A 20,057-nucleotide genomic window follows, 5' to 3' on the forward strand; every position below is an offset into this window, starting at 1 on the left:
TAATGACTTATATCATCGTGATAAAACGGCCGTGGATAGAGTTTGCTTTAAAGAGATAAACATTCGCCGCTAAACGAGACTAACCAAGACACTGAAAACCGTGTCGGTGAATTAGCGGACGACTATCCAAATTTCAACTAGTATAAAACTAGAGACTAACATCACCAGCAGGCATTTAATATGACAGCATTCTCGCGCCTATATTCTGCCATTAACCCAAAAGAACTCAGCAAAGAAACGATGATAGTGCTGATGGCGCTGTATTTTGCGCTGGTGATTAACTTTGGGCTTATCCAACGTATTTTTCAATTATCAGCTGATAGCCATTTAGTGTTCTCTCTTACGCCGGCGCTCGTACTCTTGGGCATTTTTATCATTGTTTTTTGCTTATTTTCGTCTCGGTTTATCTTTAAACCCTTACTGACAATCTTACTGCTCACCTCTGCAGCAGCCATGTATGGCACCATGAAATACCAGGTATATTTTGATTACGCCATGATTGAAAATATCTTTGAAACCAATACTGGCGAAGCCCTGTCCTATATCAGCACCACGTCTATTTTATATATCGTGGTGTTTGGACTAATTCCAACCATATGGTTGTGGCGAGTGCGCCTAACGCCATCACAAAGCGTAGTTAAATCCTTAATGAGACGCTCAACATTAGTGGTTGTAGGCTTAGGTTTAATAGGAGTCGTGCTGCTAGGCTTTTATAAGGACTATGTGTCCATGGGGCGAAATAATACTTACCTTAAAAAAATGATCATACCAGCCCATGCTTTCAATACGGTAAAATATCTTTATAAAAACAACTTTGTCACCCCCTTGCCTTATACCGTTAGAGGCCAAGATGCACGCTTAATCGATATCAACCCAACTAAGCCAACTTTATTTGTACTGGTCGTCGGCGAAACAGCCCGCGCTCAAAATATGGCTTATTACGGTTATCATCGAAACACCAATCCTTACACTGAAAATTTAGACTTCATTATTGTTAATAACGTCAGCTCATGTGGCACCGCGACCGCGCATTCATTACCTTGCATGTTTTCCGACCTCACTCACGATAATTATAACCGTGAAAAAGCACTGGCCAGTGACAACCTACTAGACATTATTCATACAGCAGGCGCAGAAGTGGTGTGGCTTGACAATGATGGCGGTGATAAACATCTGGCAGCCCATGTGATTGAGTTTAATATTCCGACTGACTCAAGTGATGACTTGTGTGACGGTAGTAGCTGTTATGATCAAGTTCTGGTGCGCGAGTTCGCTTCACATATCGAGCAGAGATTAGAAAACAAGCAGCAAACCTTAACCAATCAATTATTGATATTGCACACGATAGGGAGCCATGGGCCTACCTATTTCAAGCGTTACCCTAAAGATAAGCAGCATTTTAGCCCCGCCTGCGAGCGCAGCGATCTTGAAAATTGCAGTGATGAAGAAATCATCAATGTCTATGACAATACCTTAGTTTATACCGATTATATTTTGTCAGAAATCGTAAAACTATTAGAGCTATATGCCAGCGATTATGAAGTGGCAATGATGTATATCTCTGATCATGGTGAATCACTAGGTGAAAGCGGCATGTATCTTCATGGCACCCCTTATGCCTTTGCGCCAGCAGAGCAAACCCATGTGCCTTGGTATCTATGGTTACCAGAAAGCTACACCCAGTCAAAGCAACTCGACCGTCAATGTATCATCACGCAAGTGAGTCAGGGGACACATTCCCATGACAATTTGTTTAATACGCTTATCGGCTTGTATGGCATCGATACCCATTTACTCGATACTTCGCTTGATCTTAGCCATTCTTGCAAGCAAACAACTGAGCTTTTGGGGACAAAATAGCATTTAGTGATAGCGATTTAATCTCTGCTATCACTCGTCGCCCTCAAACTAGTCGCAATAAATATGGCCTAAATTAGCCGCCGAATTAGATTTTTAATCAACTTCATCTATATTTATCTAATAAATAAAATGATTAACTATCAGCCCGTTAATTACGTACTCACCGACAATGTTAAAGGCTCACGGATGATAAAAATGCGCTTTTCCCGAGCTTCGACTCGATACTATTTCACCGCCCTTTTGGCCTTTTCACTATTACTGACGCAATCTTTTGCCCATAGCGCGCCAAAGAATATTAAATCCATCGTTAATCGCGCTGAGTCCCCAAGGGTTGGTACCGAAGAACTGATACTCCCCTACGCTTTCAGCACTGACTCAATGGGATTAAACTTAGGCATTGGCACTATGGTCAGTGGTTATGGACAAGAACAAATGACGATTGGCGCTACTGTCTATGGTGGCGATGTCAGTTACGGTGTTGGCGCAGGAATTTGGAACTTTAAAATACCACGAACCGAACGCTTCTTTTTAAGTGCCGTTGGCTTTGTCGGTTATTATCCACAGAAAAAAGCCTACGCAGGGGGCACCTTAAATTATACCCCTGCAGGCACACCTATCCCTGGTAGTAATGACTCATCAAATGAACAGTTTTTACAAGCTGATGGCTCGTCAAACTGGTGGAATATACAGCTTGAATACACTCTGCCTATTGGCGCAACACGTGATAAAGGCCAAGTACACTATGAACTAACCCGCGGCTTGCTGAGCTCAAAACCCTCTGGCGGTGACAGCTGGAATCCGCTTGAGTCTGGAGCCACAGTGGCGACACTGAAACAATTTAACCGCTTTGAAACCTTTGAATTTGAAGACGGAGAATTAGATGGCGCCGTTCATGCGATGAGTTTAGGACTGCTTTATGATAATACCGACTTTTCACGAAACCCCAGTTACGGCAGTAAGCAGTTTGTCGCCATTTCCCATGATGCGGCTTGGCTAGATTCTGATAATCAGTGGACATTTATCGAATTTGAAGCCAGTAAATACTTCTCTTTTGGCGCCTCCGACTGGGCATCCCAGCGTATATTAGCGTTAAATTTTTGGACAGGTTACTCGCCCTCATGGAAGCTTGAGTATAACGACGAAGGAGGCAGGCGGATCACCAATGATGCCCCTTACAGCGAAGGCGCAACACTTGGTGGTTTTTATCGAATGCGCGGTTATGACAACAGTCGTTTTCATGATAAAGCCTCCATATACGGCACTGCAGAATATCGCTATACCTTCAAAAACAACCCCATCGAAGATGTAAACTGGCTTAAGTTTTTACGCCTAGATTGGTTTCAATTAGTGGGCTTTGTTGAAGCAGGCCGCGTTGGCGAAGCTTATACTGCCAATGAATTATTAACCGATTTAAAGTTTGATTATGGCGTGTCACTTAGGGCATTAACTGCAGGGATTATCATAAGATTTGACCTTGCCCAATCAGATGAAGCGACCAATGCTTGGGTGATGGTAGACCATCCGTTTTAAAAGAGCGCTTTACTAAATTGTCTTTTATCCACAAGAATGGAAGGCGACTAATCTAAGGATTAGTCGCATTTGAGGTCACATCCCTTGATTTAACCGCTGTTGACCTTGCAACCGCGGATTTAACAACAGTAGCAGTCATGGTAAACTGCAGCACAATTATCCCCATTGCGCTGCAAAGCCAACCTGAGTGAGTCATGGAACCAGTTAATCAACCCCATCTTCAAGCTAATACTCCCGCAGAAAAAAGAGCATTAAGCTACTCTGCCACCATCAAAAAGTTATTCGATGAAGTATTAGACACTAAAATGCCTGCTGATAGGATTGTGGCGAACTACTTCCGTGAGCACAAAAAACATGGCTCAAAAGATCGCCGCGTGATCCGCGAAACCTTATTTGGGCTATTTCGTTGGTGGGGTTGGCTAAAACAGCTTGGTTCTCAGCATGAGCAACAAACTTGGTATCAAATGCTCAGCACTTGTGCCTTACTTGAGCATCATCAATGGCGTCAGTTTGCTGATGCGTGGCAACACTTTGGCGGCTTAAGCCCCGAACAAATCAGCTTGATAAATCACACCATTGACGCTAATGATGTTGCTAACTCATCTAATCCGCAATCAAGTACAAACTTTGATGTTAGCCATAAAAATAGCCTTATGGGCCAGTTATTCACGACCATTGAATTTGCTGAAACTCAACTATTACCCGATTGGTTTTGGGCGCTATGCACCATTGATGATCAGCAAAACAAACTAAAATTGATTGAAGCCATGAGTGGCCGTCCTCCCATTTGGGCAAGAGCGCAGCGCATTGATACAGCATCAGCTGTTACCACATTACAAGCAGCTGGTATTGATGCCCTAGCCAATGAATACTTTACTGATGCATTAAGCCTTGGCAGCAAAAGCATTAACCTCAATGACGTTGATTTATACAAACAGGGCAAACTTGAAATTCAAGATTTAGCCTCGCAAGTTATCGGCAATGTCTGTCAGCCTTTAGCAAACGAGCAATGGTGGGACACCTGTAGTGGCGCCGGCGGTAAGACATTACAGCTGCGCTCATTGATGCTGCAAAATGCCGCCTCAAACAACAATACAGCAGGTACTATTACCTCATCAGATATTCGTTCAAAAGCCCTAGAAGAGCTTAATAAGCGCGCTAAACGAGCAAACTTTGACAGCATTACTGTGGCGCGCTGGAAAAGCGATGCTTTACCGGTAGCCAAAGCCCATTTTGATGGCGTACTGGTTGATGCCCCATGTAGTTGCACTGGCACATGGCGCAGAAACCCAGATATGCGCTGGATAGATGAGCCAAGCTGTATCGAAGATAAACCCGCACTGCAGTTAGATATTTTAACTCGCAGTTCAAAGGCGGTAAAACCAGGCGGCAAACTCGTCTACGCAACCTGCTCATTATCACCGCTTGAAAACGAACAAGTGGTGCAGCAATTTTTACAACACAATAGTGACTTTGAGTTGATCACCAGCGTACACCCATTTACCCAAGCTAAGCTTGAGCATATTACCGTATGGCCCTTTGAAGCCAATAGTGACGGCATGTATGTGGCGAGAATGATGAGAAAGTAATGTCCCTATTTATCAATAAACGATGACAATAACTATTATCAAAAAAGGCCTTCACAAATATTTGTGAAGGCCTTTTTAATTATTCAATGGCAGCACTCAATAGCAGTACTGTACGCCCGTATTAAAATTTGATAAAAAATATGGTTACCATGAACGGTTATAACTCAATAGTTTAATAATTTTCTGAGGGCGGATATCGTTTTCTTATAATAAAGTTTGTTACTTTAGTGTGCCGCACTTGTTCAAGCTCTCTGAATAGCAGGAATAATTATTAGGCACACTTTACATCCTTTATATTAATGCTTTTTGAGCCGCTTCAATATTTTTTACTCTAGCCATAAGCACCATAGGATCAAATGTGGATTCTTTGAAGCCAAACCTTGTGTAAAAATCTTTGGCTGAGAAGTGCTTTCTACCATGCTTAAAACCAAGCCTTACGATAAGTAACCGTTATCTGTTAAATAGCTAATCACTTGTAAAGCGCACTGCTCAATATCTAGCTCTGCAGTCTTCACATGAATTTCAGCATTCGTCGGCGCATCATAAGCTGAGTCAATGCCGGTGAAGTGTTTAATCTCGCCCGCTCTGGCTTTTTTATATAACCCTTTAGGGTCGCGTTGTTCGCAAATCGCTAACGGGGTATCAATAAAGATTTCGATGAATTCATCTGCTGCCAACAGGCTTCGCACCATGTCGCGATCAGCTAAAAAAGGCGAAATAAAAGCAGTAGACACAATCAGCCCCGCATCGACAAATAGCTTGGATACTTCACCAACTCGTCGAATATTTTCAACTCTATCAGTATCAGTAAAGCTTAAGTCACCATTTAGGCCATGGCGAACGTTATCACCATCGAGCACATAGGTTTTACAGTTTAGATCATGAAGCATTTTATCAACTGCGTTGGCAATTGTAGATTTACCAGAGCCACTTAACCCTGTGAACCATAAAACGGCAGGCTTATGACCATTTAGCTTAATGCGCTGTGCCCGAGACACACTTGCCAAGTGCCAAACAACATCTGTTGACTTGTCACCAAGCACATTAACGTCTTGGTAGGGTGTATTTGACATGATTATTCCTTGTTCACTTTTTAGTTCTGTTAATACTGACAAATATTATGTTTTTATTGTTTAAAGCTGCCCATTAAAACGGGAAAAATATTGGCACGCTGATGTTCACGATTAAGCCGTAAACAATACTGACGGGCAAACCGACTTTGACAAAGTCTTTTAGCTTATATTGCCCTGCATTAAACACCATTAAATTGGTTTGATAACCGTAAGGGCTAATAAAACTGCCACTGGCAGCAAATGCCACAGTCATCACAAAAGGTAAAACATCCACCCCAAAACCGAGCGCCAAACTATAAGCAATGGGAAACATTAGCGCTGCAGCAGCATTGTTGGTCACTAATTCAGTCATCAACCATGTGAGAATATAAACCATAATCAAGGCAATATAAGCATGCTCTTTATCGACACTCTGATTAACCACATCACCAATTAATTCGACAACGCCAGCATTAACCAATGCATGGGAAAGTAAAATGGCAGAGGCGACGATGAGCCAAATATTGACCGGTAATCGGCGCATCACTTCATTGACGTTAAGTGACTGACTAAACACCAGTAGCCCTAATAAAATCACTAAGCTTTCAAGTAAATCAATGACCCCAAATGCGGCAAGGGCTATTGAAGTTAAAAAGCCACCGACAGCTAACCATGCCCTCCAGCCGTTAAGGCGTATCTCAGTTTCGACGCCGCTAAGCACAATAAAGTTTTTGCTTAAATTACGACGAGATTTAAAATCCTCACCAACAGATAACACTAAAAAGTCACCCGCTTGTAACTCGACTTCACCAAGTTTGCCAGAGACATTTTCGCCATCTCGGCGAATCGCCACCACGGCGGCATCAAATAGTGCTCTAAAGCCGACTTTCTTTAGTGTTTTTCTCACTAAAATACTTTCTTGCTTTACCACCACTTCAGTGAGATTTGAGCCTTTTAAATCATTTTTATGGGCAAATGTTTCAAGCCCTGAAAACTGGCCTAATTGTCCTAGTTTTGCAATATCACCACTAAAAATAAGTCGATCATCTTGTTGTAACACTTCTGTTGGCGCGACCGGGGTGATTAACCTTCCCTTTCTAACGACCTCAACTAAAAATAATGACTCTAAATGCCGTAAACCATTGGCCTCGACAGAGCGGCCAATCAGCTCTGAATTTTCGATGATTTTTGCATCAATAAAATAACCTTTATTACCATCAAGAGTCTGTTCATTTTCTGGCAAAAACCTGACACACACAGCTAACACGGCCCCGCAACAAATCACCAGTATTAAGCCGATAGCGGTAAAAGAGAAAAAGGCTAATGAACGCCCTTCAACATCAATATACAGGCTATTTACAATCAAATTGGTTGAGGTGCCAATTAAAGTCAGCGTGCCACCGAGAATTGCCGCGTAGGATAAAGGCAATAATAATTTACTGGCAAAATGATGCGGGTTATTACGTATTGGCGACAAAAGCGTCGCCACCACCGCGGTATTGTTAAGTAGCGCAGAACAAATCGTGGTGACACCAAACAGCCGTAAAAAAGTGGCTTTATAGCCAACAACAATCACTTTTGAGGCAATAACTCTCAGCAATCGGGTTTTCTCTAACCCGAAAGAGCAAATGATTAATAGAATGAGTGTGATTAACCCAGGGTTAGCAATACTCGATAATAATTGCGCTTTAGACACCAACCCAAGTGCAACTAAGGATAATAAGGTCACACCGCACACGGCAGCAGGTCGACTTTGAAATTTTAATAAACCACAAATCGTTAGTATGAAAATACTTATTGTTAAGTATGCATCTGTAGACATAAATAGAAACCAACCTCAAGGATACAAAGTCAAAAAAAGCTGCAAGCTAATCAATCGCATTGCAGCTTTTTGATAAAGCCTAGGTGCTCATCTGTACTAGCTTAGCCTATGACTTTTGCGCCCCAATGAGGGTAATGTTTTCTAACCAATGCATTAAATTCGATTTCAAATGCTGAAGGTTTGGCTTCAGTGGTTGCTGCTTTGCCTTCTAATGAATTTCTTATCATCCCCGCGCCCACGGTGACATTGGTTAGGCGATCGATAATGATAAACGCACCAGTGGTTCGATTGATATCATAAGCATCAAACTGCACAGCTTCATTGACTGCAAAGTTACAGTTACCCATTTCATTAAGTTCAAGTTGATGTGCATCAAATGTCTCTAGGGTGTTCACATCAACTTTGTGATTCACATTCTCGACATAACCATAAACTGATTTACTGCCCATTTTAATGGCATATTCACGATCGACATGTAATGGCTCTTCAGTCATCCACACCACATCGGCCTCAAAATTGCTGCTTGATAATGGCAGTTCATGAGGGCGAACTAGCATGTCACCACGGCTAATATCAATTTCATCTTCTAAGGTGATAGTGATTGCCATGCCGATAGTGGCTTTTTCAAGCTCGCCATCAAAGGTCACTATAGATTTAACTTTACTTTCTTTACCTGAAGGCAAGGTTTTGACGGTATCACCAACGCGGATATCGCCCGATGCAACCGTGCCACAAAAACCGCGAAAATCCAGATTTGGACGATTAACGTATTGCACTTGCATACGAAATGGGTGGGTTTTATCTTTGGCAACCGTCACGGTATTTAACAGTTTCATCATGGTTGAACCCGGGTACCAAGTCATGTTGGCACTCTCGTTGACGACATTGTCGCCCTTTAATGCTGAAATCGGCACAAAGCGAATATCGTTAAACTGCAGGTTTTCAGCAAACTCACGATAGTCTTTCTTAATATTTTGATAAACGCTTTGGTCGTAATCCACCGCGTCCATTTTATTGATGGCAATGATGACGTGCTTAATACCCAACTGAGAGCAAATAAAGCTGTGACGGCGAGTTTGTACTTGCACCCCATGCCTTGCATCAATCAAAATAATCGCTAAATCAGCAGTCGAAGCGCCCGTTGCCATATTGCGGGTATATTGCTCATGACCTGGAGTATCAGCAATAATAAATTTACGTTGCTCGGTGGCAAAATAGCGATAAGCCACATCAATGGTAATACCTTGCTCACGCTCAGACTGCAGGCCATCAACCAATAAGGCTAAATCGAACGACTCATCTGTGGTATTAAAGCGTTTTGAGTCTTTTTCAATGGCCGCCATTTGATCTTCAAAAATCATTTTACTGTCATACAACAAACGACCAATAAGGGTCGATTTACCATCATCAACACTGCCACAGGTTAAAATGCGCAGCATATCTTTATTTTCATGGACGTTTAAATAAGCTTCAATATCTGAAGCGATTAAAGCGGTATTAGACATCATAAATTCCTTAAGCTAACGCGCTGCTCTGAGCGTATATTCAACTGCAGCAACACATTGGTAATGTAATGGTTCAAATAATCAGAAGTGCCAAACACTTCATAAAAATGAGGTTTTAAAAAGCTTAGAAATACCCTTCCATTTTTTTCTTTTCCATTGAACCGGATGAATCATTATCAATCACTCGCCCTTGACGCTCAGATGTTGTACAAAGCAGCATCTCTTGAATAATCTCAGGTAAGGTTTGTGCAACCGATTCAACTGCGCCAGTGAGTGGATAGCAACCTAATGTTCTAAAACGCACCATCTTATGCTCAATGACTTCGCCTTCTTCAAGCTCCATTCGGTCATCATCAACCATGATTAAGGTGCCATCACGCTCTAAAACTGGTCTTTCTGCTGCTAAATAAAGCGATGGGATTTCAATACCTTCAAGATAAATATATTGCCAGATATCTAATTCAGTCCAATTTGATAATGGGAAAACGCGAATGCTTTCGCCTTTATCCACTTTACCGTTATAAATATTCCATAACTCAGGACGTTGGTTTTTAGGGTCCCATCTGTGCTTGTTATCGCGAAAAGAATACACACGCTCTTTGGCACGGGATTTTTCTTCATCACGACGTGCACCACCAAAAGCAGCATCAAAACCATGCATATCTAATGCTTGCTTTAAGCCCTCAGTTTTCATGATATCGGTGTGTTTAGCGCTGCCATGGACAAACGGGCTACAGCCCATTTCTAAACCGCGTGGGTTTTTATGAACGATTAAGTCAAAGCCGTACTTTTCGGCCATTTGATCACGAAAAGCAATCATCTCTTTAAACTTCCAGTTGGTATCAACATGCATCAAAGGAAATGGAATTTTGCCGGGATAGAAAGCTTTACGCGCAAGGTGCAATAAAACCGAGGAGTCTTTACCTACCGAGTAGAGCATGACAGGGTTATCAAATTCTGCGGCGACTTCACGCATAATTTGAATGGATTCTGCTTCAAGTTGCTTTAAATGAGTCAATTGTGTCGACATATCTATTCCAATAAACCTTTAATAATTCATACGCTTTAAACAGACAAATGATGATCCGTCTCATAGCCATGATTGTTAATCCAAAGTTGCATGCAATCATATTACCAGTATCAACTGATAGTAAAAGTTATTAATGAAGGGTTAGCTATAACAAAAAGGAATAAAAAGGATGAAAAGGTTTGTTTGGAATAATGATCTAAAAAGTAATAACTAACTCCTCCAATCATCTAAGTGGTAGAGAGTTACAACTGAAAAGCTAACTGCGAAAGGTTAGATGTTAACCAAAGACACTGGGAGGATTAGGCCGATTAATGAGTTAGCATTTGTGTAGCAGATTACTTAAGCTGAGCTTGACCAAAATCTGTAAACCGTTATAAATACTCTTAAAAAAAGTTATAAAACATCTATATCGAGATTTCTAATCAAAGTTTTAATGGATACTTGCCAATCACAAGCATCGATACCCCAAGCCATTTTTATCTGCTGGCAATCAAGCACACTGTAGGGTGGCCGCTTAGCAGGCAAAGGATAGTCCTGAGTATCAATCCCCTTGAGTGTAGGAACTGTTAGTAACTTAGCTTGTACACTTGCTTCATCGACAATGGCTTTTGCTAAACCATACCAGCTGGTAGCTGTATCGCCGCAGTAATGAAAAGTGCCCCAAACTGTTTTACCCTGCTGAATTTGCGCAGCGATGTTTAATATCGCTTTGGCTAAATCCCCCGCATAAGTAGGACAACCTATTTGATCGGCCACCATCGCCAGAGTCGGTTTAGTTTTGGCTAATCTCAGCACCGTTTTAGCAAAGTTATGCCCAAATTCGCTTATCAGCCAAGACGTTCGAATGATAATGTGCTGCGGCAGAATATCAGTAATCAATTGCTCGCCGCGCCACTTAGACTCGCCATAAATATTCAGCGGATTTGGCACAGCAGTTTCAGAATATGGGCTTGGACTGTTTTCAATTGCAGTTTCAATAGCAGTGTTAGAGGCGGTTGCAAAGGTTGCTTCAAGGCCACCAGCAAGCTTGGGCTCATCTACAGGCAGCGCTGAACTTGCAGCTTGAGATGGCAGCCTGCCACTTTTGCCATCAAACACATAATCGGTTGAGATATGAATAAGTGGAATAGATGCTTTTAGCGCCGCTAAGGCAAGATTCTTCGCCCCTGTGGCATTCACATCATCAGCAAGCTGCTGATGTGTTTCAGCCTGGTCCACTTGGGTGTAGGCGGCGCAATTGATGATTAAATCGGGTTTAAGCCTATCAATCATTTCCATGACCGCATTAGCGTCACTGATCTCTAAATCTGATTTATCTGCCGTGAGAAGTTGTAGCTCATTTGGCATGTATTGAGATGACAAGTCTGTGTTAAGAAAGCTGCTAATATGTCTATGATTATTGTCATTATTCGTGGCTAAAAAGGCGTTATGATCAGCAACGCAGCGTCTGATACTCAAGCCTAATTGACCATTAGCGCCTGTCAATAACAGCTTCACTTTGTGACATCCGCTTTTGGGGTTAACTGCTGATCATTGTGGATTGCTTTTAATGCCTGAAAAGATAACCCTTGTTGATCTTTAGCAGATTGAATGACCTCCCTAACAGGCCAGTTTATGGCTAAATCAGCATCATCCCAGCTAAGGCAGGCTTCATTTTTAGGGTCATAATAATCGCTACATTTGTATTCAACATCACAACACGCTTCTAAGGCCACAAAGCCATGGGCAAAGCCTTCTGGCACCCATAATTGTCGTCGGTTGGTCTCAGATAACTCAATCCCAACCCAAGCGCCATAAGAGGGGGACTGTGGACGGATATCAACAACCACATCAAACACCTTTCCTCTAACGACTCTGACTAATTTAGCTTGCGGCTTCTGGGTTTGAAAATGAAGCCCTCTAAGCACACCATAATGTGAGCGTGAATAGTTATCCTGCACAAAGGATTGATTGGCTTTTAGCAATTGTTGAAAACGAGCTTGTTGAAAGGTTTCCATAAAAAAGCCACGTTCATCTTCAAACACTTGAGGCTCAATGATTTTGACATCAGAAATTGTCGTATCAATAACCTTCATCAACGATGTTCCTCTACGAGTTGGCTTAGGTAAGTGCCATATGCCGTTTTTTGATGAAATTGTGCTTGTTGCTCTAACTCATCAACAGATAGCCAACCATTAATGAAGCCGATTTCTTCAAGACAGGCCACCTTTAATCCTTGGCGTTTCTCAATGGTCTGCACAAAATGACTCGCTTCAAGCAGTGCGTCATGGGTTCCGGTATCAAGCCAAGCAAAACCACGTCCTAATATATCCACAGTTAAGGCTTTTTTAGCCAGATAAGCCATGTTCACATCGGTAATTTCAAGTTCACCTCTTAGTGAGGGTGTAATACTTTTAGCAATGGATACGACCTCATTGTCGTAAAAATAAAGCCCCGTAACGGCAAAGTTGGTTTTAGGGACGGTCGGTTTTTCTTCAATACTTAGGGCAATACCTTTATCGTCAAAATCAATGACCCCAAATCGCGCGGGATCGCTAACATGATAGCCAAATACGGTTGCACCAGACGCTTTGGCTGTAGCTTGTTTTAGCTTTTCAGTAAAGTTTTGCCCATAGAAAATATTATCGCCTAACACTAATGCCACGTTACTATCACCAATAAACTGCTCACCAATGATAAACGCCTGCGCTAAACCCTCTGGCGCTGCTTGCTCTGCATAACTGAGCTTAATACCAAAGCGTTCACCGTTGCCTAATAAGCGTTTAAAGCTGGGCAGATCTTCAGAGGTTGAGATCAGTAAAATGTCATTAATACCCGCCAGCATGAGTACCGATAAGGGATAATAAATCATCGGCTTATCATAGACAGGTAATAACTGTTTAGAGGTGCCAAGGGTTAGCGGAAATAAGCGACTGCCCGTGCCACCCGCTAATATAATGCCTTTATACTGTGCAGAAGTGATGGGCTGCACAGCGCTTAAACTACTCATTGATATTTCCATTAGCGAGCCCAAGTCGGTTAAGGCGGTAGTCACCAGTTAAGATCTGTTGCCACCAGCTAGGATTATCGATGTACCATTTAACCGTTGCAGCTAACCCCAAATTAAAATCATGCACGGGTTGCCAGCCTAACTGTGTTTGAATTTTCGATGCATCAATGGCGTAGCGACTATCATGACCAGGCCTATCGTCAACATAGGTAATTAACTCAGCATAAGATTGGCAGCCTTGCTTAGCCTCTGGTGCCAATTGCTCTAATAGCGCACATATGCTGTTAACCACATCAATATTGGTCACTTGATTAAGACCACCAATATTATAGCTTTGGCCTACTTCGCCATGTGTCAGCACTTGATAAAGGCCGCGAACATGATCCTCTACATGTAACCAGTCCCTTACTTGCAGGCCATTACCGTAAACGGTTAACGGCTTACCCGCTAAGGCATTTAAAATGGTGTGGGGGATCAATTTTTCAGGAAATTGGTAAGGACCATAATTGTTTGAGCAATGACTAACCAGCACTGGCAAACCATAAGTACGCTGCCAAGCATTGACCAAATGATCGGAAGAAGCTTTTGAGGCAGAATAAGGCGAGCTTGGTTTATATGACGTCTGCTCAGAAAATGGCAGTTCATCACTATCTAAGTCACCAAAAACCTCATCGGTTGAAATATGATGAAATCGAAACGCAGTTTTAGCATCAGTTGCTAGCGTGTTCCAATACTCACGGCACACTTCAAGCAATGTGAATGTCCCGATGATATTGGTTTGCATAAAAGCACTGGCATTATCAATGGAGCGATCCACATGACTTTCTGCAGCAAGGTGCATTACCGCTGTCGGTTTAAACTTGGCAAAAACCTGTTTTAGACTATTGGCATCACAAATATCTGCATGAACGAAGTGATATCGTTCTGAGTTCGCGACATCTTTTAATGAATCAAGGTTACCTGAGTAACTTAAGGCATCAAGATTCACGATAGATTCTTGAGTATGAGCTAACAAGTAACGTATTAAGGTGCTACCGATAAAACCTGCACCACCTGTGATTAAAATCATACTCAGTAAACCTTCAACATTAAAATGACCTTTAAAGCGCTTGTATCAAAGTACTTATATCAAAGTGCTTTAAAGGTATTATACGCCAATTATCAATAGAAATTGATGCCTAGCGCATAACAAAAATGCCAGAGTATCAATACTCTGGCATTTAATAGCATAGATAAATCTACCCTGATTGATAAGACAAATTATTAACTTGCCGCTTTAACCACATCCGCAATTGATTGCGCCTGGGTTTGGGTCATATCCGCATCGGTTGATTCAACCATTACACGGATTAATGGCTCAGTACCCGATTTACGCAATAACACACGGCCATTATCACCCATCACTTGCTCAGCAGCTGTTACTGCTTGCTGCACGGCATCAGAGGCAATAATTTCATCGGCGTTGTTGGCACTTAAGCGCACATTGATCAGCACTTGCGGCAGTTTTGTCATACCTGACTTAACTTCAGCTAAGCTTTTACCTGACTCAATTACAGCATCAAGCACTTGCAGCGATGCCACAATACCATCACCCGTGGTGGTATGTTTAAGGCTTAAGATATGGCCTGAGCCTTCACCGCCCAACATCCAACCGGTTTTTTTCAGCTGCTCAACCACGTAGCGATCGCCCACTTTAGCGCGAATAAAGGGAATATCCATTTCTTTAAGTGCCAGCTCTAAACCTAGGTTTGACATCAAGGTACCGACAACACCGCCATTTAACTCACCAGCTTGTTGAAACGCTTGCGCTAAAATAAAGATGATTTCATCGCCATCAACCACATGACCGTTGTGATCAACAAACAACACCCTGTCAGCATCGCCATCTAAGGCAATCCCTAAATCAGCTTCATGTACCATTACTGCAGTTTGAAGGCTATCAAGGTGAGTTGCGCCGCAGCGCTCATTAATGTTTAACCCATCAGGCTTATCATTAATACTGATCACTTCAGCACCTAACTCTGCATACACTTCTTTAGCGATGTGATACGCCGCGCCGTTGGCTGAATCAACCACGATTTTCAAACCCGCAAGGGACTTATTGGTATCAAGAGTGCCTTTACAAAACTCAATGTAACGCCCTGCAGCATCACCAATACGGCGCACTTTACCGAGCTTTGCCGAATCAACACACGACATTGCGCCATGATTAATGGCTTGATCAAGTAAGTGTTCAATTTCTAATTCTTGAGCATCGTTAAGCTTGGTACCCGAGTTTGAGAACAGCTTGATGCCGTTATCGTAATACGGATTGTGTGATGCACTGATCACCACACCTGCATCAGCTCTAAAGGTCGATGTTAAATAGGCAATAGCAGGCGTTGGCATCGGGCCAACCAAGGCACAGTTAATCCCTGCGGCAGAAAAGCCGGCTTGCATCGCGGTTTCTAACATGTAACCACTAATACGGGTATCTTTACCGATAATTACTTCTTTGGTACCTGCTGACGCTAAAACAGTCCCAGCAGCCCAACCTAATTTCATCGCAAAAGACGGGTTAATCGGAAACTCACCCACCTTTCCTCGTACACCATCGGTGCCAAAATACTTACGAGACATAACAACTCCAAAACCAACAGTCCATGTTGGTATAAAACAAAAGTAAGGTCACTTTTTTAAGTGGACGCAAATTATATACGAAAAGCCCGCGCATTTACTCATCTAATTGTGACATTTTTAAGCCACAGCAATCTTTATTGGATTTTGTGGGTTAAAGCAAAGCAGCAAAGTGATTTGGTGCAGCCTTACTGGTATTTAAAGAATTCAAAAATATAAAATGGTGATTATGTAGTGCTGCTATCTGTAGTGGATGAAGAAATCTGGGAGGGTGTAACAGTCTCGAAAAAGACGTGGCTACTTATATGAAATATTACAACTTAGAACGGCTACATTCCGCTAATGGTGATCTGTCACCAGTAGCGTTTGAAAATTCTCAACTAAAAGTGTCCAGTTTGGGTTGACCAGTACAGGTAGTTTAGGTGTGTTAGGTTCGTACTCATGGCATTTACTTATGATAAATTAATATTTGATTACCATAATTAAATGCCATGAATATTGCTACCGAATTAAAATATTTTATTCTTTATACTTGCGATTAAGTGTGAAGCCAACTGCATCGTCCACTTATTGCAAAACATGATAACTTCAGTCATGTGGCACGGCAATCGGTTTTCCATCATCATGACAAGCATAACAAGACATACTCGGCTCTGGGTAACCCATTGACTCCATATGCATTACAACAGAAGAATCGTTGTGGCACTCTATACAAGTCAGATAGTCATGCTCTCTCTGCTCTCGAATAGATTCAATCTCAAGCCTTAACTCTAGTAAGGGATGACTTCTTCGTGGGTAGACTGTAGGATCTTTTGCACGGTCATCACAAGTCACTCTTACTGGGCCGACTTCTGGATTGAACCAAACATCACATACTTCTAATTCTAATGTTCGCTCAGTATCATCAGGGTTACGGTTACTTCGCTCAACAGTAAGCTGCGCATAATTGACTTCTAGGTACACCATTTCAGATAATTGGTTATCCCATACTTCCATCATGCCTTGGTAAGTTGATGGTTTAAATGCATAGGTGGATAAGCTATAACGCCCTTCTTCATCTTCCCGCCAGCTTTTCCACTCAAGCGGTTGTTGATGATATAAAAAAGAACAAGTCTGATTCCCTTCATAGTTATTTACATTATCGGCATAACCAATATAGTTTTGCTCTGCAAAACTCCACTCACAACGATTCCAATTCGCAGCAAGCACTTTGCTCGTAAACGGCAAGTAAGTCGGTACTGTATCCCAAATTATTTTTTGATTATCTATGTCTTCATCTTTAATTTGAGCACTAAATACCCCGCTAGGTAATTCAATTTGCTCGCCAGGATCAACACAGTATTCTTTAAATATCCAATAACCTATTTCATCTTGTTCATCGGTCCAGTAGGTAGAGCATTGCTCTCCTTCCTCTCGAGTACTCATTATTCGTGCACTGTATTTATAATTAAGCTTGTCACCTTTTTTATAGGTCGTTTGAACTGACTCTGCACTTAAAGGCACAATGGGGTATTCATAGCGCTGACTTGAAAATACCGCATGCTGTACCTCTATTGCTTGCTCATATGTTGTCGCTTCATAGATGTCAGTTTCAGATTGGTGATAAACCACGGTGGTTTCACCTTCACCTTGAATATCAAGTAATAAGCTAGACCCTGCTTGAGTCATATCATGAGCGGCTAAATCAGCTAGGGCAACAACATAAGGCTTTTCAAATTCAATGTCAGAAATATCATCTACTGGTAATGAAAGATATTGCTCAGAGTCACCAAAGTAAAAGCTAATTAAAGGTAAGTCTACTGGTTCACGAATTGCTTTGTTTACGGTGATAGTTATTGTTGAAGATAGCTCTGGGTACACATCTGTAGCTAACTGTGTCACAGTGACTTGTGACTCACCCACAGCATGAGGAGTTAACAGTCCTTCTGAGTCAGTACTTAATATTTCATCCTGCGAGCTTTCAAAAAGCAAATCACCATCATGCCCACCATTAATCGTTAGTTTCTTGTCATTATCAAGTAATCTAACGGTTCCAATGTCAACTAAACCTAATGGCGCATAAACAGGAATATTTACCGAGGTAATTTTGTTCTCATATTCACTCGTTATTTTAAGTTGGATCCCTATATTTTCAGCGCCTCCAGAAGTTGGCACATAAAAACTAGCTTCTGTTTTGTCATTGCCAGTGATACTAATTGCAGGACCCGATACCTGTGTCCACTGATATTCGACATCAGCAGGATAATCGCGTTCCCATTGAACACTTAATAACACTGTGCTTTCAGCAATGTATGAATCATCGGAATGCTCAATAGTAAAAGCTGGCATTACAGGTACGATAGGGCTTTCCCCCTCACCAGGGTTCTTATCCCCTTCATCACCACAATCTACTGTACAAGGTGGTGAGATCGGAGTGCCCTCATTAGGCGGTAGCGGTTTCTGAGTCTCAGAATCAGACCCACACGCTGTAAGTAACATACAGATAGTAATAAGTAGTATTTTTTTCATGTCATTTCTTAGTTGGGCGGGGAGTAATAAAAGTGAGTTAAAGTGTTAAAATCTTATTCAACTCTAAAGTAATGTACATTCTAAACAGAAGGCACTTATGAGTTAAGCGAAACGCTGGTAGTAGCTTAGAAAGCGCTAATATTCTTACAATTGTGCTCAAGTCCTTTCACACAACTTTCAATCAACATAACAACAAAGCAAATCAGCAACTTTTGTTTTGCTGTTTGAGCTAAAAAATCAAGAGAAGTATTGATGATTTTGAATGGTATATGAGCTAATTCTATAATCAAGATATGGAATTACTCATATTAGGAGCCACCTAATGTTCACAGGAGCAGTAAACTACTGGATGCCTTTTGTTGCAGTTGGGATGTCGCTTATTGTTTGTTTAGGGATATTAATTTATTCGTTGATGACATTCGATAAAAAACAAAACCACCACTAAATAGATAGTTAGGCCTATTAGGTGTTTTAAAAAATGCTGTTAGAGACTGTAACTAATTTTGTGTAACTGCTTATCAACACGTACTCTATAGAGAGTCAAGGATAGGCAGACACTCATGAACAAAAAAGATATTGAAGCTTTTGCTAAAGAAGCTGCTAAAAGCATTAAAACACCAGAAGACTTAAATCAATTCAGTCTGATGCTCAAAAAGATAACGGTCGAAGCCGCTCTTAATGCCGAAATGGATGACCACCTGGGCTATGAGAAACACCATAAATCGACTTCTGCTAATAGCCGTAACGGTAAAACCAGCAAGCGCATTCAAACTGAAGATGGTCAATTTGAGCTTGATACGCCGCGAGACCGTGAAGGCAGTTTCGAACCTCAGTTAGTTAAAAAACACCAGTCCAGATTTACCTCTATGGACGATAAAATATTGTGGCTCTACGCTCAAGGCATGAGTACTCGTGATATCGTTCAAGCCTTTGATGAATGGTACGGCGCAGAGATATCACCCACGTTAGTTTCTCGCGTTACCAACGCCGTTCTAGAGCAAGTTATTGAATGGCAAAGTCGACCTTTAGATGCCATTTACTCAATCGTTTACCTTGATTGTATCCTCGTAAAAATCCGTCAGGATAAGCGCGTTATACAAATCTATTTTCTTAGCGTTAGGCATTAACCTTGAAGGTCACAAAGAGCTAATGGGGCTTTGGATAGCTGAAAATGAAGGGGCTAAATTTTGGTTAGGTGTCCTCACTGAACTACAGCAACGAGGCGTTGAGGATATTCTCATCGCTTGTGTTGATGGCTTAAAAGGCTTCCCTGATGCTATCAATACCGTTTATCCAGATACTCATGTACAGCTCTGTATCGTACATATGGTCAGAAATTCATTAAAGTACGTATCGTGGAAAGACTACAAGGCAGTCACTGCGGACCTTAAAAGCATCTACCAATCAACAACGGAGGAGGAAGCTTTACTTGAATTAGACCGTTTCAGCGATACCTGGGATGAGCAATACCCCCAAATCAGCAAGTCATGGCATAATCATTGGCACAACTTAAATACGTTTTTCAATTATCCTCAGGATATTCGTAAGGCCATTTA

The 20,057-nt window shown here is 41.7% G+C and carries 13 protein-coding genes and 2 pseudogenes; 5 read left to right on the forward strand and 10 right to left on the reverse strand.

The genetic code is table 11. From position 1 onward, the window contains the following. Positions 1 to 180 precede the first annotated feature (180 nt). From Q4591_RS13105 to Q4591_RS13115, 3 genes are all read left to right on the forward strand, one after another. Positions 181 to 1,860: a phosphoethanolamine transferase gene (locus Q4591_RS13105; protein WP_303461399.1), complete on the forward strand. Its 1,680-nt coding sequence runs from the start codon at positions 181 to 183 to the stop codon at positions 1,858 to 1,860. A gap of 195 nt (positions 1,861 to 2,055) precedes the next feature. Beyond that, entirely contained in the window at positions 2,056 to 3,390 is a 1,335-nt protein-coding gene (locus tag Q4591_RS13110; protein WP_303461401.1) for a BamA/TamA family outer membrane protein, read from the forward strand. Positions 3,391 to 3,584: 194 nt separating this feature from the next. After that, a complete protein-coding gene (locus Q4591_RS13115; protein WP_303461403.1) occupies positions 3,585 to 4,979 on the forward strand; it encodes an RsmB/NOP family class I SAM-dependent RNA methyltransferase in 1,395 nt (464 codons plus the stop codon). A gap of 434 nt (positions 4,980 to 5,413) precedes the next feature. Here the strand turns inward: Q4591_RS13115 and cysC are convergent, their stop codons facing one another. The 9 genes from cysC to glmM form a co-directional block, all read right to left on the reverse strand. After that, entirely contained in the window at positions 5,414 to 6,052 is a 639-nt protein-coding gene (cysC, locus tag Q4591_RS13120; protein WP_303461405.1) for an adenylyl-sulfate kinase, read from the reverse strand. A gap of 73 nt (positions 6,053 to 6,125) precedes the next feature. Further along, the gene (locus tag Q4591_RS13125) at positions 6,126 to 7,853 is read right to left on the reverse strand and encodes an SLC13 family permease (RefSeq protein WP_102437577.1); all 1,728 of its coding nucleotides are present in this window, start codon (positions 7,851 to 7,853) and stop codon (positions 6,126 to 6,128) included. 101 nt (positions 7,854 to 7,954) lie between these two features. Next, complete coding sequence (gene cysN / locus Q4591_RS13130; protein ID WP_102475723.1) at positions 7,955 to 9,361, reverse strand: sulfate adenylyltransferase subunit CysN; 1,407 nt, start codon at positions 9,359 to 9,361, stop codon at positions 7,955 to 7,957. 121 nt (positions 9,362 to 9,482) lie between these two features. After that, positions 9,483 to 10,388 (reverse strand): sulfate adenylyltransferase subunit CysD, encoded by a 906-nt coding sequence (cysD, locus tag Q4591_RS13135; protein ID WP_076537299.1) that lies wholly within the window; start codon positions 10,386 to 10,388, stop codon positions 9,483 to 9,485. A 393-nt stretch (positions 10,389 to 10,781) separates the two neighbouring features. Then, positions 10,782 to 11,885 carry a dTDP-4-dehydrorhamnose reductase gene (locus Q4591_RS13140; protein WP_303461407.1) on the reverse strand — a complete coding sequence of 368 codons (1,104 nt, stop codon included), beginning with the start codon at positions 11,883 to 11,885 and terminating at the stop codon, positions 10,782 to 10,784. After that, entirely contained in the window at positions 11,882 to 12,463 is a 582-nt protein-coding gene (rfbC, locus tag Q4591_RS13145) for a dTDP-4-dehydrorhamnose 3,5-epimerase (RefSeq protein WP_303461423.1), read from the reverse strand. The genes Q4591_RS13140 and rfbC overlap by 4 nt, the downstream gene beginning before the upstream one ends. Continuing rightward, on the reverse strand, positions 12,463 to 13,377 hold the full coding sequence (rfbA, locus tag Q4591_RS13150; RefSeq protein WP_303461409.1) for a glucose-1-phosphate thymidylyltransferase RfbA: 915 nt from the start codon (positions 13,375 to 13,377) through the stop codon (positions 12,463 to 12,465). The genes rfbC and rfbA overlap by 1 nt, the downstream gene beginning before the upstream one ends. Then, a complete protein-coding gene (gene rfbB, locus Q4591_RS13155; protein ID WP_303461411.1) occupies positions 13,370 to 14,446 on the reverse strand; it encodes a dTDP-glucose 4,6-dehydratase in 1,077 nt (358 codons plus the stop codon). Before rfbB ends, rfbA begins: the two co-directional genes overlap by 8 nt. Positions 14,447 to 14,640: 194 nt before the next feature. Continuing rightward, entirely contained in the window at positions 14,641 to 15,996 is a 1,356-nt protein-coding gene (gene glmM, locus Q4591_RS13160; RefSeq protein WP_303461413.1) for a phosphoglucosamine mutase, read from the reverse strand. 278 nt (positions 15,997 to 16,274) lie between these two features. On the opposite strand from glmM, the pseudogene Q4591_RS13165 reads away from it, so the two are divergent. Further along, positions 16,275 to 16,397, forward strand: a pseudogene (locus Q4591_RS13165) (IS3 family transposase); the annotation flags it as partial. Positions 16,398 to 16,581: 184 nt separating this feature from the next. Here the strand turns inward: Q4591_RS13165 and Q4591_RS13170 are convergent. Beyond that, positions 16,582 to 18,501: a cytochrome c3 family protein gene (locus Q4591_RS13170; RefSeq protein WP_303461415.1), complete on the reverse strand. Its 1,920-nt coding sequence runs from the start codon at positions 18,499 to 18,501 to the stop codon at positions 16,582 to 16,584. A 560-nt stretch (positions 18,502 to 19,061) separates the two neighbouring features. On the opposite strand from Q4591_RS13170, the pseudogene Q4591_RS13175 reads away from it, so the two are divergent. Beyond that, positions 19,062 to 20,057, forward strand: a pseudogene (locus tag Q4591_RS13175) (IS256 family transposase); the annotation flags it as partial.

It is taken from the genome of Shewanella sp. 3_MG-2023 (assembly GCF_030548765.1).
Lineage (GTDB): Bacteria > Pseudomonadota > Gammaproteobacteria > Enterobacterales > Shewanellaceae > Shewanella.